This is a genomic window from Actinomadura rugatobispora, assembly GCF_042656285.1.
GTDB lineage: Bacteria > Actinomycetota > Actinomycetes > Streptosporangiales > Streptosporangiaceae > Spirillospora > Spirillospora rugatobispora.
Genome location: NZ_JBHSON010000042.1, coordinates 87,129 through 101,687 on the forward strand (window position 1 = coordinate 87,129; position 14,559 = coordinate 101,687).

The following is a 14,559-nucleotide window of genomic DNA, read 5'->3' on the forward strand; positions in this document are numbered from 1 at the left end:
CTCCACGAACACCAAGGGGGGCCGGCCCTGAACGGCCCGGTCCCCCCAGCGTATCCGGCTCCGGCGATCACGCCGCCGGTCGCTCCGCCCGATCGCGCCGGACCGACCGATCGGGCCGGTCCGGCGGGATCGCTCAGCCGGCGGTCAGCGTCACGTCCACGGTGCTCTCCTGGCCGCCGCGCTGGTAGGTCACCTTGAGGCGGTCCCCGGGAGCCTTGCTGCGGATCAGCGCGATCAGGTCGGTGGCGTCCTCGATCGGACGGCCGTCCACCTTGGTGATCACGTCGCCGGGCTTCAGGCCCGCCCGGTCGGCCGGGCCGTTCTTGGTGACCGGCTCCTGCCCGCCGGTCGCCTGGTCGATGATCCGCGCGCCGCCCTGCTGGTAGCGCGGGTCGGGGACGACGCCCATCATGGCCGTCTTGACGCTGCCCGTGTTGATGATCGACTCGGCGACCCGCTTGCCCTGGTTGATCGGGATGGCGAAGCCCAGCCCGATGTTGCCGGCCTGGCCGCCCTGGCCGGGCAGCCCGCCCCCGCCGCCGCCCAGGCTGACGATCGCGGTGTTGATCCCGATCACCCGGCCCTTGGCGTCGACCAGCGGACCGCCGGAGTTGCCGGGGTTGATGGCCGCGTCGGTCTGGATGGCGTTGAGGAAGGTGGTCTCGCCGCCGCCCTCGCCGCCGGTGGGCACGGCCCGGTTCAGCGAGCTGACGATGCCGGTGGTCACCGAGCCCTGCAGGCCCAGCGGGGACCCGATCGCGATCACCGGGTCGCCGACCGCCAGCTGGTCGGAGTTGCCGGGCGTCAGCGGCGGCAGCGAGTGCTGGCCCTCCGGCTTGAGCACGGCGATGTCCGAGCGGGGGTCGCGGCCCTTGACCGTGGCGCGCAGCGTCTTCTTGTCGTTGAACACGACCTGGATGTCGCCGCCCTGCGCCACCACGTGGTTGTTGGTGATGATGTAGCCGCCGTTGACGATGAAGCCGGTACCGCCGGTACCGCCCTCGCCGCCCGCCGACACCCTGATCATCACGACGCTGGGCAGGACCTTCTGGGCCACGCCGGCGACCGAGTCCGGCGGCCGGTTGACCTGGCCGGAGCCGTCGCCGCCGCCGAGGCTGACCGAGCCCGGGGCCTCGCCGTCGGCCGCCATCACCCCGATGCCGGCGCCCAGGCCCCCGGCCACCAGCGCCACGATCAGCACGACCACGGCGAGGACGCCGAGGCCGGGACCGCCGCGCGAGGCCGACGGCAGCGCGGGCACCGGGGCCCAGTTGGGCGAGCCGGGAGGCGCCCCGGGCGGGCCGCCGGGGACGCCCATCGGCCGGGGACCGCCGGGCGGCGGGCCCATCGGCCCGGCACCCGGGGGCGGCCCGCCCGGGGGACGCCCGGCGAGCGGCGGAGGCTGCTGGTGGGACTGCTGCGGCGGCCACCCGTAGGGCGTGCCCTGGCCTCCCCCGCGGGGGTCGCCGGGCTGCTGGTGGGCCGCGGCCATCCGCGGGTCCTGCTGTTCGTAGCCGTGCGGTACGAAACCGGGCCGGGGCCTCCCCTGCTCAAGGCCGGGTCCGGCGCCGGGGCCGGGCGCGGGCGGCACGGGGCCGTCGGGCACCGGGCCGTCCGGGACGATCCCGTCGGGCACCATCTCGTGCCCGACCGGCTCCCCCGCTCCGGGACCGCCCGGCGCTCCGGGACCGCCGGGACCGCCAGGGCCTCCAGGACCGCCCGGGCCCCCGGAGGCGCCGGGGAGCGGCTGGTCGAAGGCGGTGGCGGGCGGCGGGCCCGGGATGTCGGTGTCACGGGTGAAGGAGTCCGGCGGGGCGAAGCCCGCGACCAGCTGGTCGGCCACGCCGGGACCGCCCTGCCCGGGCGGGTCGTCCTCGGGCCTCCGGTCCTTGCCGAGGTTCAGACCGGCCCCCGCCCCGGAGGCCGGGGGGTCGTCCACCGGCGTGTCGTCGAGGCCACCGGCCTGCTGGGGACCGTCCACGACCTCCTGGGCACCGGCCGTGGACCCCGCACCCGGGGCGTCCTGGCGGCCGTGCCCGCGACCGGGGGCGAGGTCGTCATCGTCCGACGTCCCCCTGACCGGCTCGCGGCTCTCTTCCGTCATCCCCATCTCTCCTACCGAGCATGGTCCTCGTCATCGCGCTCATCCTGCCCAGCGGGGCGTGTGATGAGCATAAAAGGCCCGAGTCCCCGTTTCCTGCGGACCTGTCCTACTGCGCGTTCCCACTGGCTGTGACGCGCGCGCCCCGCGATGGGCTCCATGACATCATTCCCCGCACGGCGCCTCAATTCGCACAATTCCACCAGAAGGACATCTCGGCCCTTTCAGCCGACCGGGTTGATCCAGGACACCAACCTGCGGAAACCGCGTCCCAGCCGGGCCCGGAAGGCGTCCTCGCCATGCGGGAGGGCGGCGACCACGGAGTCGGCCGTGTCCTCCGGGGCGTCGGTCAAGACCGTGAAAACATAGCCGTCCCGTTCCCAGACCGCCCAGCGCTGGAGGGAATCGCGCCGGAACACCGTGCGCCCGCGGGAGGCGGTGCGCCGCCATCCCGAGAACGCGGTCTCGTCGAGGGTGCCGCGCTGGACGAACACCGACACCGCGGCCACGCCGTCGGAATAGCTGAGGTGGACGACACCGCCCCCGGCGCGGTCGCGGCCCCCGGCGCCCGAGGCCGATCGCCCCGGGCGCTTCTCTTTGGACGCGGGGCGGCGCGCGTCGTACAGGGTGAGCCGCCCGGGCAGGGCGCCCGGAACCGGCCAGCCCTGGTCGCGCAGGACGGCCAGCTCCTCGTCCTCCAGCCGGTCGGCCCAGGGAAGGGCGGCGGGGACCGACGCGGACGGCCGTGCCGACGGCACCGGCGTCTTCGTGCCGGCCATCGCGAGCGGCTCGTTCCCGCCCCCGCCGGCCGGCGACACGCGCAGCTCGCTGAAGCCCGTCGCGGCGACCGCGCGGCCCCGGCCGTCGATCATCTCGCGGTGCAGCATCAGCCCGGTCGCGGCGTCGATCCAGAAGCGCCCGGCGGCCGTGCCGTCGGCGCGGCGGGCCTCCACGACCCGGGCGCGGCGTCCGCAGACGACGGCCTCGGGCCCGCGGACGACCGCGTAGTTGCGGATCAGCAGCCCGAGGATCTCGGCGGTGAAGCCCACCGAACCGCCCCACACGGGCAGCGTGTCGGGCTGGTACGCCCGCCCGGCCTCCGGTCGCGCACCGGCCGCGGACGGCGCCTCCGCGCCGGGCGCGGCCGAGGCGCCGACGCGCCTCGGGGCCTGCGACTGCGGGGCCGCCGGCTGCCCGGACCCGGGCAGGTCCTGCGGGCCGGCGGGGGTGGACGAACCGGAGGCGGGATCGGGGGTGAAATACGTCCCGTCGCCGGGCGTGTGCTCGACCTTGACCCGGTGGGTGGCGGGCCCTGAGGCGTTCCAGGTGGTGAGGAACTGGGTGCCCTCGTAGTGCACGCGCAGCGCCGCGTCCGCGGCCGCCCTCAAGAGGCGGACCGCGTCGGGATCGTTGCGGACGCGCCGTTCGCGGGTGTCGCCGGCCAGCGCGGCGGCCAGCGTCACCGCCCCGGCGAGCCCGCACACCAGCGCGACCCGCATCCGCCGCCCTGGCCACCCGGCCGGGGTCCGCCCGATCACGGCTCCGGAACGGACGGCACCGGGGTGGCGCCGTCGACCGGATCCGTCATCGGCACATCACCCGAGGTCAGCGCGTGCTCCACGGCGAACCGGTCGAAGGCGGGGCTGACGGTGGGCACCTCGGCCTGCCCGCCCGCGGCGTAGGAGGCGGCGCCGAGCCCGATCACCAGGGTGGCGGCGCCGACGGCCAGGTAGCGGCGCGAGGAGCCCCGGCGGACCGCCACGGCGCCCGCTCCGCGCCCGCCGCCGGGCGCGAGGGCGACCCGTCCCGCGGGGCGGTTGTCACGGGGGCGCGCCGATGTCGACGAGGCTCCCAGGCCCCGCTGCGGGCGCGTGCGCGGCGCCGGCGAGGGCGCGTCGTCGGGGCCGCGCCGCCCCGGAAAGTCGTCGTGATCGCGGCGCCGGTCACCCGGGGAGCCCTCGCCCGGGAGGCCGCGTTCGCCCGGGAGGCCGCCGCCCTCGGGCTGCGCCAGGCCGCGCAGCCGGGCCATGAAGTCACCGGAGGGGAGGTCGTCGGCGCCGTCGCTCGGCGGGAGGCCGCCGAGACCGCGCAGCCGGCCCTTCAGCTTGCGCAGCGAGTCGGCCTCCGACCGGCAGCGCTCGCAGACCGCGAGATGGGCGTGCGCACGATCACGCTCCTCGTGCCCCAGCTCACCGTCGACCAGAGCGGTCAGACGCTCCCCCAGACAACTCACGCGGCTCCTTATTGATCCGATCCAGTCTCGCGCAGTCTCTCGACCCGGCCGTCACGCGCCTTCCGGCGCCCCCGTGAACGCGGCCGCGGCGGTGGCCCCGGCGATCTCCCCCGGCACGCCGGTCGCGGCCGTCGCCCCGGTCGCGGCCGTCGCGATCGCGGCGGTGGCCCCGGCGACCTCGGCGGCGGCCGTACGGCGGCGCGGCGCGCGGTGCTCCAGCGCGGCCCGCAGCTGCGCCCGCCCCCGGTGGATGCGGCTGCGCACGGTGCCGAGCTTGACGCCCAGCGTCGCGGAGATCTCCTCGTACGACAGGCCCTCGATGTCGCACAGCACCACGGCCGCGCGGTACTCGGGGGCGAGCGCGTCCAGCGCCGCCTGCACGTCGGCGTCGAAGTTGCGGTCGTCGAACGCCTGCGCCGGCGTGGGCTCGCGGCCCTGCAGCCGCTCGGCGGCGTCGTCGCCCAGCCCCTCGAACCGGATGCGCTGGCGGCGCCGCGCCATGTCGAGGAACAGGTTGGTGGTGATCCGGTGCAGCCAGCCCTCGAACGTGCCCGGGGTGTAGTTCGACAGTGAACGGAACACCCGGACGAAGACCTCCTGGGTGAGGTCCTCGGCGTCGTGCTGGTTGCCGGTCAGCCGGTACGCCAGCCGGTACACGCGGCCGGAGTGCTCGCGGACCACCTCGTCCCAGGAGGGCGGCGCCCACTCGGCGTCGGGGGCGTTCTCCCGCGCCGCCGCGGCCGCCCGGCCACGTCCGGTCGCGGCGGAAAGCCCACCGCCCTGCCGGGGACCGACCCCCACCGCGCCCTTAAATGTCAGTGCTGCGACTCCCATGGTGCCGGGCTGTTCCTCTCTGATGGCCAATGCTGTCGCTTGGGAACGACACGGTCGCGCCTGGGCTGGGGCGGTCCTGTACCGAGTTCGACTATCAAGTTCTCGTCCCCCCTGACGGGTGGACGCGGTCATTGGCTACAACGCGCTGAACGGCCGGGTGGTTCCCGACCAGCGATATGGTCTTTCCAGCATGAGCCAGGCGGGGGTCCCGCGAGGAGGCAGCCATCGACGCCATTCAGGCCACCCTGGCCTACGTGGAGGAATTCGTTCCCGAGGACGAGCCGCTCCTGAACGCACGGCGGCGCGGCGAGGAGGTCGGTGCCGCGCCGATCGGCCCGGGCGGCGGGGCGGCGCTGCGTTTCCTGGCGTCCCTGATCGGCGCGCGCACGGTCGTGGAGGTCGGGTCCGGCTGCGGGGTCTCGGGCATCTGGCTGATGCGCGGGATGGCCAGGGACGCGGTGCTCACGAGCGTGGACGTGGAGCCCGAGCACCAGCGGCTGGCCAAGCACGCCTACGCCGAGGCCGGGCTGGGCGCCTCCCGCACCCGGATGATCACCGGGCGGGCCCTGGAGGTGCTGCCGCGGCTCACCGACGGCGCCTACGACATGGTCTTCTGCGACGCGCTCAAGAGCGAGTACCCGGAGTACCTGACCGCGGCGCTGCGGCTGCTGCGCCCGGGCGGGGTGGTGGCCTTCGACAACGCGCTGTGGCACCACCGGGTGGCCGACCCGTCCCAGCGCGACCCGGACACGCGGGCGATCCGCGAGGTCAACACCATGATCCGCGAGGACGAGCGGCTGGTGCCGCTGCTCCTGCCGGTCGGCGACGGGCTGCTCTGCGCGGTCAAACGCGACTAGAGTCCCCGGCCATGAGCGAACCGGCCGAGAACGACACGGCGACGCCGCCCCCCGAGACGACGTTCCAGGTCCGGATCAAGGCGACCTGGCGCGACTCGGGGCAGCTGATCGCGATGCTGGTCCTGGTCGTGGCCTCGGCCGGGTTCGTCGGGAGCGGGCTGATCCGCGGCGCCGGCACGGGCAGCGCGGTGTTCGTCGTGCTGGGCGCGCTGGGGCTGGTGGTGTTCGGGGCGGGCCTGCTGGGCGCGTTCGGGAAGCTGCTCGGCCGGCGGCCCCTGCTGGAGCTGACCGACGAGGGGGTGCGGCGCCCCGCCCGCTGGCCGATGCCGCGCAGCGGCGACCGGCTGCTTCCCTGGTCGCGGGTCACGGCGATGGCGGCGGTGCGCCGCGGCATGGCCGGGACCCGCCGGGGCGAGCAGGACTTCCTGGTGTTCCTGCCGTCCGGCGAGCTGCTGGAGATGGCCCGGACGGCGGAACGGCCCCAGCTGATCGCGCTCACTCTCCCCGACGTCCCGGCGACCGCGGAGGCCGCGGCCTGGTGCTTCGAGGTGGAGCGGGGCTGGGACGTCCCGTTGAAGGAGGTCGTGGTGCAGGCCCGCCGCCGCCACGAGATCCCGGTGGTCGACCGCCGGAAGAAGTGACCGGCGGCCGGACGCCCCGGACCGCCCGGGAACGCCCGATACCGCCCCAGGCCGTTCAGGACGCGGCGGCGCCGGTGAGCCAGGCCAGCAGCAGGCGGGCGCCGTAGCCGGTGGCGCCCTTGGTCAGCTCGCCGTCGTCGGACGTCGACCGTCCCGGGCCCGCGATGTCCAGGTGCGCCCACGGGCGGCCGCCGGTGAACTCGCGCAGGAAGAGGGCGGCCATGATCGACCCGCCGCCGAAGCCGCGGCGCTCGATGTTGGCCACGTCCGCGACGTCGGACTCGATGGCCTTCCGGTAGTCCTCGACCAGCGGCAGCCGCCAGACCGGCTCGCCCGCCGCGGCGCCCGCCTCGGCCAGCGCCCCGGCGAGGTCGTCGTCGCGGGCGAACAGCGCGCCGTGCCGCAGGCCCAGCGCGACCTTGGCGGCGCCGGTCAGGGTGGCCACGTCGACCACGACGTCGGGGTCGAGCTCGGCGTCGGCGTAGGCGAGCGCGTCGGCCAGCACCAGCCGGCCCTCGGCGTCGGTGTTGAGGACCTCGGAGGTGGTGCCGCCGTAGTGGGTGATCACGTCGCCGGGCCGCATCGCGGAGCCGGAGGGCATGTTCTCCGCGGCGGCCACGAGCCCGGTGACGCGGTCGCGCACGCCGAGGTCGCGCAGCGCGCTCATGACCGCCATGACCACGCCGCCGCCGGCCATGTCGGTCTTCATGGTCTTCATGCCCTCGTTGGGCTTGAGCGACAGGCCGCCGGTGTCGAAGGTGATGCCCTTGCCGACCAGGACCACGTGCCGCCCGCCGCCGGCGCCCGGGTAGGACATCTCGATCAGGCGGGGCGGGCGGGCGGATCCCGAGCCCACCGCCAGCAGGCCGCCGAAGCCGCCCTCGGCCAGCTCCTTCTCGCCGCGGACCCGTACCGTCAGGCCGGCCTCCGCGCCGATCTCCTCGGCGCGCCCGGCCAGCCAGGACGGGTCCTTCTCCCCCGAGGGGGTGTTGGCCAGGTCGCGGGCCAGCGCGGCGGCCCCCGCGATCCGGGTGCCGCGCTCGGCGGCGTCCCGGAGGGCGCCGGGGTCGTCGCCGGTCAGCGCCAGGGTCGCCAGGGCGGCGCGGCCGGGAGCGGTGCCGATCTTGAACGTGTAGGCGCCCAGCAGGGCGCCCTCGGCGAACGCGGCCAGACCGGCCGGCGCGGCGTCCGGGGCCTGCGCGACCAGGGCGGTGCGGCCCCGGCCGCGCCGGGCCAGCGCCGCGCCCGCCCGGCGCAGCTCGGCCGGGCTCCCCTCGCCGACGCCGTACAGCAGCAGCTCGCGCGGCTTGTCGCCGATCCGTGCCGAGGTGGAGACGATCTCCCCCGCCTCGCCCTTGGCACGGTGCAGGGCGAGCAGCTCGTCCAGCGTGCAGGGAAGCGCGTCCGCGACCGCGGTCGGGGGCGCCGCCGGGCCGGGCCGTACGGGGACCGCCAGCACCTCGGCGCCCAGCCGGCCGGCCGCCTCCAGGAGGTCGGTCCCGGCTTCCCGGACGCGGGTCTCGATGGGCATGGCAGTGGTCCCCCCTGATCTGGTTCGACGACGGTCAACGGCGCCCGGGCCCGCGTACGCGGGCTCGCGGGCTCGAGTCACGGGCGCGGGTTCGCACGGGTGCCGGCCCGGCGGCGGGCGGGGGCCGGCGGTCCGAGCGTTCGGGCGCCGCCTGGCGCCGGGCCCCGCCGCCGGGGTCAGCCCACGACTGCCTTGAGCGCCTCGCCGAGCTCCTTGGCCTCGTCGGCGGACAGCTCGACCACTAGGCGACCACCACCTTCGAGCGGGACACGCATGACGATTCCGCGCCCCTCCTTGGTCACTTCGAGCGGACCGTCTCCCGTCCGCGGCTTCATCGCCGCCATGCGTGCATCCCCTTCCTGCCTAGGGCCGCGTGGGGCCTCCGGGCACCGTTGGCCGCGTGGCCGCCTGTCGCATCCGCGTCATCAGTAGTGGTTCATTATCCCGTGTCCAGGGCGCGAAGTGGTAACGATCAGCCACTGGGGGCCGGGAGACTGCTGCCATGAACGCTCGTTCGGCGCTGTTCGATCTGTACGGCGACCACCTCAGGGAACGTGGAGGCAAAGCCCCGGTCGCGGCCCTGGTCAGGCTGCCGGCCGCGCTGGACGTGGCCGCCCCCGCCGTCCGCACCGCGGTGTCCCGGATGGTGCGGCAGGGGTGGCTGGAACCGGTCCGGCTCCCCCGGGGCCTGGACGGCGGCGCCCCGGACGGTGACGGCCCGGCCCCGGTGCCCGGTTACGCGCTGACGCCGCGGGCCGTGCGGCGCCTGGACGAGGCCGCGCAGCGCGTCTACCGCGATCTCGGCCCGTGGGACGGCCACTGGCACCTTCTGGTCGTGGAACGCGTCCGGGCCCGGGCCCGCCGTGAGCGCCTCGTCGCCGGGCTCTCCTACCTCGGCTACGCCCGCCTGGACGAGGCGACGTGGATCGGCCCCCTCGCCAACCCCGAGCTGGATCCGCTGCTGGCCGCCGAGTCGGTGCGGGCGGAGCGCTTCCGCTCCGCCTACGAGGGCGACCCGCACGGCCTGGTCGCGCGGGCGGCCCGGTTCTTCGACGAGGCCGCCGCGCGTCTCTTGCCCCCGCCTCCCGCTTCGTCGATCGTTGCCTGGAGGATGGGCGAGAGGCCGCGCCGCGGAGGGCGGGCACGCGGCACGAGCACGGAGAAGGCGAGGACGAGGGTGCCTGAGACGGTGCTGTACGACCTGACCGACGGTGTGGCCACAATCACACTGAACCGCCCGGACGCGATGAACTCGCTGACGGAGGAGATGAAGGAGGCGCTGCGCGCGGCCGTGGAACGCGCGGCCGGCGACCCGGGAGCCCGGGCGGTGCTCCTCACCGGTGCGGGACGGGCCTTCTGCGCAGGTCAGGACCTGCGCGAGCACGCCGACAACCTGGCCTCGGGCAAGGGCCTGGACGACACCGTCCGCAAGCACTACAACCCGATCGCCGGGGGCCTGGCGTCGATGCCCAAGCCGGTGGTCGCGGCGGTGAACGGCGTCGCGGCGGGCGCGGGCGCGGCGCTGGTGTTCGCCTGCGACCTGGCGGTGGCGTCGGAGAAGGCGTCGTTCGCGACCGCGTTCACCAAGATCGGGCTGGCTCCGGACAGCGGGATGTCGTGGACGCTGCAGCGCCTGGTGGGGCGGGCCAAGGCGGCCGAGCTGCTGCTCCTGGCCGACCCGGTGAAGGCGCCCGAGGCCCTGGAACTGGGCCTGGTGAACCGGGTCGTTCCCGCCGACGAGCTGGCGCCCGCCGCGGTGGAGCTGGCGCGCAGGCTGGCCGCGGGGCCGACGCGGTCGTACGCCGCCGTCAAGGCCGCGCTCGACCACGCCGCCTCGCACGATCTGGCCTCCACCCTGGAGAAGGAGGCCGTGCTCCAGGACGAGTGCGAGAAGACCTCGGACCACCGCAACGCCACCGAGGCGTTCCTCAAGAAGCAGCAGCCCACCTTCGAGGGACGCTAGAGGGAGACGCCGCGCAGGTGGGTGAGCACCGCCAGCACGCGCCGGTGGTCGTCGGGCGTCTGGTGCAGGTCGAACTTGGTGAAGATCGACCCCACGTGCTTGATCACCGCGGCCTCGGAGACGACCAGGGCGCGGGCGATGGCGCCGTTGGAGCGGCCCTCGGCCATGAGCGCGAGCACCTCGCGCTCGCGGCCGGTCAGCCGTTCCAGCGGCGCGTCGGCGCCGCGGCGGGCGAGCAGGCCGCGGACCACCTCGGGGTCGATGACGGTGCCGCCGGCGGCGACCCGGTCGAGCGCCTCCACGAACTCGGCGACCTCCCCGACCCGGTCCTTGAGCAGGTAGCCGACGCCGCCGCCGGTCTGGAGCAGGTCGGCGGCGTAGGACTGCTCGACGTACTGCGACAGCACCAGGATGGGCAGCCCGGGACGGTCCGCGCGCAGCGCGAGCGCGGCGCGCAGACCCTCGTCCCGGAAGCCGGGCGGCATCCGCACGTCGGTGACGACGATGTCGGGGGCGTGCTCGGCGACGGCGGCGGCGAGCGCGGGGGCGTCGGCGACCGCCGCGGCGACCTCGTGGTCGAACCGGGCGAGGATCTGGCCGAGGCCCTCGCGCAGCAGCACCGAGTCCTCGGCGATCACGACGCGCATGGGATCTCCACCCGCACGATCGTAGGGCCGCCGGGCGGGCTGGACAGCCGGACCGTGCCGTCGTGCACCGCCACCCGGTCGGCCAGTCCCTGCAGGCCGGTGCCGCCGGACGGGTCCGCGCCGCCGGAGCCGTCGTCCCAGACCTCGACGACCAGCGCGGCGCCGGTGAGCCGGGCGGTGACGCGGGCGCGGGCGGCGCCGCTGTGCTTGGCCACGTTGGCGAGCGCCTCGGCGACGACGAAGTAGGCGGCCGACTCCAGGCTCTCGGGCGGGCGTTCCGGCAGGTCGGCGCGCACCTCGACGGGGATCGCGGACCGTTCGGCCAGGGACTCCACGGCGGCGCCCAGCCCTCGGTCGGTGAGCACGGAGGGGTGGATGCCGCGGACCAGGTCGCGCAGCTCCTCCAGCGCGGCCCTGGCGTCGGCGCGCGCCTTGTCGATGAGCCCGGGGTCGGCGCCGTCCAGCTTCGCCAGGCCCAGCGTCATGATCAGGCCGGTGAGCCGCTGCTGGGCGCCGTCGTGCAGGTCCCGCTCGATCCGGCGGCGCTCGGCCTCGAACGCGTCGGCCATCCGCGCCCGCGACGCCCGTACCGCGACCAGCTCCTCCTCGACGGGACGCACCAGCAGCGCGCGGGCCAGCGCGGCCCGCGCCCCGGCGAGCGCGCTCAGCGCGTACAGGGTCAGCGCGAACAGCGGGACGGACGCCAGGGCGACCGGCCACGCCTCCTCCTGGCTGTCCACGGTCACGTGGGGGCCGTACATGATCTGGTCCCCGCCGCTGATCATGGCGGGTGCGGAGGCCGAGACGGTGGAGCCGACGATCAGGACGAAGGGCACGCCGAAGTCCACGACCGCCAGCAGGGACGACAGCAGCGCGTACCCGAACTCCCGCCAGGTCGCCGCCTCCCGCAGCCGGAAGAAGAACCACGGGCGCAGGCCGGGACGGGACGGCTCGCGGTGCGGGGTGGGCGCGGGCCGGGGGTCCAGCCAGCGGGCCCGGCGCCGCTCGACGGCCGCGTACCCGACCGCCGACACCGGGATCAGCGCCAGCAGCACCAGGCCGACGACCACGGGCGCCAGCAGGATCCCGGCGAAGATCAGGCCGCACACCACCGCCAGCCAGACGAGGGCGACGAGCGGGCCCGTCGCCAGGTACGCCAGCGACCGCCAGGGCCAGGAGGACAGCAGGAACCGCCGGGGGCTCCCCGCCATGGCCCGCCAGACCCCCGCCCCCCGTTCCTCCTCGGTCATGCCCCGACCGTAGAGGACGCGCGGCGCAGGAGCTCACGGAGGCGTTCGTACGAGGCGTCCCAGGTCCACTCCTCGCTGACCCAGGCGCGGCCCTTCCGGCCCATCTCGGCCCGCCCCGGGGCGTCGCCCAGCATCTCGACGAGCCGGGCGGCGATCGCCTCCACGGAGGTGCCGTCGACGACGTGGCCGGTCTCGCCGTCGCGGACGGCCTCGGGGGCGCCGCCCGCGTCGCCCGCCAGCACGGGCAGGCCCGCGGCGGCGGCCTCCAGGTACACGATGCCGAGCCCTTCGGTCTCCAGGCCGAGCCGGCGGGAGCGGCACGGCATCGCGAACACGTCCGCGGCGGCGTAGTACGGCGGGAGCTCGGCGTGCGGGCGGCCGCCCGCGAACACCACGCCCTCTCCCGCCTGGCCGTGCAGCCAGAAGTCCTGCGGGCCGGAGCCGACGATGAGGAGGGCGGCGTCCGGTACGGCCTCGCGCACCAGCGGCAGCGCGCGGACAAGCCGGTCGTGGCCCTTGCGCGGGACGAGCCGTCCCACGCTCAGGATGACGGGCCGGTCGCCCAGCCCGTACCGGTCCCGGACGGTGGTGCCGTCGGCGCCGGGACGGAACGCCTCGGCGTCCACCCCGGGGACCAGCCGGGCGGTGCGGGCGCGGGGGCCGAGCGCGGGCGCGATCCGCGCCCGGGTGTGCTCGGTGAGGTGGGTGACGATGCCGGCCCGGTCGCCGATGCGGCGCAGGATCCGGCGGGTGCCGGGGACGTTCGCCCACCAGATCTCGTGGCCGTGGGTGGTGGCGACCGAGGGCAGGCCGAGCCGTCCGGCCAGCAGCCCGAGCGGGGCGGCGGCGCCGAACCAGGCGCTGTCGCAGCCGTGGCTCCGGGCCAGCGCGCGGGCGGTGCGCGCCACCCGTGCGGTCGGGAGGAGGGTGCGCGCGGGGTCGCGGACCACCGGGAACGGCAGCGCGCGGTCGAAGGCCGCGGCGCCCGGCTCGGACGAGGTGTAGACGATCACCTCGTCCGGCGGGAAGCGGCGGGCCACCTCGTACACGAAAGTCTCGATGCCGCCCTGCCGGGGCGGGAAGTCGTTGGTGACGATCAGGCAACGAGGCACAGCTCCTCGTCCTCCTTTCGCGGGGCGGGCTTTCGCGGGGCGGGCGGGACGCCGAAGCGGGCCCAGAGGGCGAGGACGGCCGGGTAGACGAGGTAGCCCCAGCGGGTGGCGGGCATCAGCGCGGTGGCCAGCAGCAGCCCGAGGGCGAGCCGGAGCGCGGCCTGGCGGGCGCCGGCCGGGGGCCGGACGAGCAGCGAGGCGCCCATCGTGAGGGCGGCGAGGCCGAGCAGGGTCAGGGCGGTGGCGTGGCCGTGGGGGCCGAGGTCGGCGAGCAGGCGGCCGGGCAGCGGGCTGTCGGCGGGCGAGGCCGTCCCGGCCAGGCCGAGCGGGAACCGGACGACGTTGAGGACGAACCCCTCCGGATCCACGAGCGCGGGGAGCAGCACCCCGGCCGCGAGGACGCCGGAGGCCGCCGTACCGTACCGGCGGATGGCGGCCCGGCCCTGCGCGCTGGCCGCCACCAGGGCGAGGCAGACCAGCAGCGCGGGCCAGCCCGTGGCCTTGAGCGAGGCGGCCAGTCCGAGCGCGAGCCCGGCCGCGCCGTGACGGTCCCGTACGGCCAGCGCCAGGCCCAGGCAGACCAGCCCGATGACCGGGAGGTCGTCCCCGCCGACCACCAGCGGCAGCGAGACCAGGGGCGACCCCGCGAGCACCAGCAGCGGCAGCGACCGCGCGCCGATGCCTCCATGCCCGCGCAGCAGCAGGCCGCCGGCGGCCAGGAGCAGCAGCAGGAAGAGCCCGCCGAACAGCAGCCGGGCGTCGATGCCCGCGACCGCCCACGGCAGGCCGAGCAGCGCCATCCCGGGCAGGTAGGGGTTGTACGCCTCGTAGCCGCCGTGCGCCGCCAGCTCCACCGCGCCCAGGTAGGGCGTGCCGTGCTCCAGCAGGTGGGCGCCCGAGCGCTGCACGACGCCGACCTCCGGCTGCGCCTGCCCGGTCGCGACCAGCACGGCCAGCGGGACGAGCACGGCCGACGCCAGCACCCCGGCCGCGACCCGCGCGCGGTGGCGGCGACCCCACGGCGCCAGGGCGGCGAGCGCCCCGAGCCCGTACGCGACGGCGGCGAGCCCGCCCCACGCGCGGTGCGGCGCCAGCCCTGTCACCGCCGCGGTCACGGCCGCGAAGACCGCGAACCCGGCGTAGAGGGCGGGCTGGACGGCGAAGGAGCCCCGACCCCGTCCGCGCACGGGGGCGGGGAGGTGTCTCAGGGCATGCGTGGGCGTCATCGATCTCCGCTCCGAGGGTCGCGTGAGGGCTGTTGAGCAGCGCTTTCGCGCCCTTCAAGGCAACCGTTCCGAAGCGTGGAGATCTCTAGGTCTGACCGCCGACCTTGGGGTAGAGCCAGGTCTACCTCCGGGGTCGAGGCGGCCGTAGTAGGGCTGGCCCCACG

13 protein-coding genes are annotated in these 14,559 nt (G+C 76.0%); 3 read left to right on the top strand and 10 right to left on the bottom strand.

Going from position 1 to position 14,559, the window contains the following annotated elements; genetic code table 11:
* Positions 1–133: 133 nt before the first annotated feature.
* The 4 genes from ACFPZN_RS27600 to sigE all read right to left on the bottom strand — a co-directional run bounded on the left by ACFPZN_RS27600 (position 134) and on the right by sigE (position 5,168).
* The gene (locus tag ACFPZN_RS27600) at positions 134–2,104 is read right to left on the bottom strand and encodes a S1C family serine protease (protein WP_378285126.1); all 1,971 of its coding nucleotides are present in this window, start codon (positions 2,102–2,104) and stop codon (positions 134–136) included.
* A 221-nt stretch (positions 2,105–2,325) separates the two neighbouring features.
* On the bottom strand, positions 2,326–3,639 hold the full coding sequence (locus ACFPZN_RS27605) for a sigma-E factor regulatory protein RseB domain-containing protein (RefSeq protein WP_378285127.1): 1,314 nt from the start codon (positions 3,637–3,639) through the stop codon (positions 2,326–2,328).
* The gene (locus ACFPZN_RS27610; RefSeq protein ID WP_378285128.1) at positions 3,636–4,334 is read right to left on the bottom strand and encodes an anti-sigma factor family protein; all 699 of its coding nucleotides are present in this window, start codon (positions 4,332–4,334) and stop codon (positions 3,636–3,638) included. Before ACFPZN_RS27610 ends, ACFPZN_RS27605 begins: the two co-directional genes overlap by 4 nt.
* A 51-nt stretch (positions 4,335–4,385) precedes the next feature.
* Positions 4,386–5,168: an RNA polymerase sigma factor SigE gene (gene sigE / locus ACFPZN_RS27615; RefSeq protein WP_378285129.1), complete on the bottom strand. Its 783-nt coding sequence runs from the start codon at positions 5,166–5,168 to the stop codon at positions 4,386–4,388.
* A 254-nt stretch (positions 5,169–5,422) separates the two neighbouring features.
* Between sigE and ACFPZN_RS27620 the strand changes: the two genes are divergently transcribed.
* Together ACFPZN_RS27620 and ACFPZN_RS27625 are read left to right on the top strand one after the other, a co-directional pair.
* Positions 5,423–6,025 (top strand): O-methyltransferase, encoded by a 603-nt coding sequence (locus ACFPZN_RS27620; protein ID WP_378285130.1) that lies wholly within the window; start codon positions 5,423–5,425, stop codon positions 6,023–6,025.
* Between the two features lie 11 nt (positions 6,026–6,036).
* A complete protein-coding gene (locus tag ACFPZN_RS27625) occupies positions 6,037–6,666 on the top strand; it encodes a hypothetical protein (RefSeq protein ID WP_378285131.1) in 630 nt (209 codons plus the stop codon).
* A gap of 55 nt (positions 6,667–6,721) precedes the next feature.
* On the opposite strand, the gene ACFPZN_RS27630 is transcribed toward ACFPZN_RS27625, so the two are convergent.
* Entirely contained in the window at positions 6,722–8,197 is a 1,476-nt protein-coding gene (locus ACFPZN_RS27630; RefSeq protein WP_378285132.1) for a leucyl aminopeptidase, read from the bottom strand.
* A 176-nt stretch (positions 8,198–8,373) separates the two neighbouring features.
* Positions 8,374–8,541, bottom strand: a complete 168-nt coding sequence (locus tag ACFPZN_RS27635) for a DUF3117 domain-containing protein (RefSeq protein ID WP_378285133.1) — start codon at positions 8,539–8,541, stop codon at positions 8,374–8,376.
* 158 nt (positions 8,542–8,699) lie between these two features.
* Between ACFPZN_RS27635 and ACFPZN_RS56800 the strand changes: the two genes are divergently transcribed.
* On the top strand, positions 8,700–10,160 hold the full coding sequence (locus tag ACFPZN_RS56800) for an enoyl-CoA hydratase-related protein (RefSeq protein WP_464041763.1): 1,461 nt from the start codon (positions 8,700–8,702) through the stop codon (positions 10,158–10,160).
* On the opposite strand, the gene ACFPZN_RS27650 is transcribed toward ACFPZN_RS56800, so the two are convergent.
* From ACFPZN_RS27650 to ACFPZN_RS27665, 4 genes are read right to left on the bottom strand one after another with little or no spacing between them, the layout of a single operon-like run.
* Positions 10,157–10,807, bottom strand: coding sequence for a response regulator (locus tag ACFPZN_RS27650; RefSeq protein ID WP_378285134.1), 651 nt, complete (start codon positions 10,805–10,807; stop codon positions 10,157–10,159). The genes ACFPZN_RS56800 and ACFPZN_RS27650 overlap by 4 nt on opposite strands.
* The gene (locus tag ACFPZN_RS27655; protein ID WP_378285135.1) at positions 10,795–12,057 is read right to left on the bottom strand and encodes a sensor histidine kinase; all 1,263 of its coding nucleotides are present in this window, start codon (positions 12,055–12,057) and stop codon (positions 10,795–10,797) included. Before ACFPZN_RS27655 ends, ACFPZN_RS27650 begins: the two co-directional genes overlap by 13 nt.
* On the bottom strand, positions 12,054–13,169 hold the full coding sequence (locus ACFPZN_RS27660) for a glycosyltransferase family 4 protein (RefSeq protein ID WP_378285136.1): 1,116 nt from the start codon (positions 13,167–13,169) through the stop codon (positions 12,054–12,056). The genes ACFPZN_RS27655 and ACFPZN_RS27660 overlap by 4 nt, the downstream gene beginning before the upstream one ends.
* Positions 13,154–14,395 (bottom strand): glycosyltransferase 87 family protein, encoded by a 1,242-nt coding sequence (locus tag ACFPZN_RS27665; RefSeq protein ID WP_378285137.1) that lies wholly within the window; start codon positions 14,393–14,395, stop codon positions 13,154–13,156. Before ACFPZN_RS27665 ends, ACFPZN_RS27660 begins: the two co-directional genes overlap by 16 nt.
* Positions 14,396–14,559: the final 164 nt, after the last annotated feature.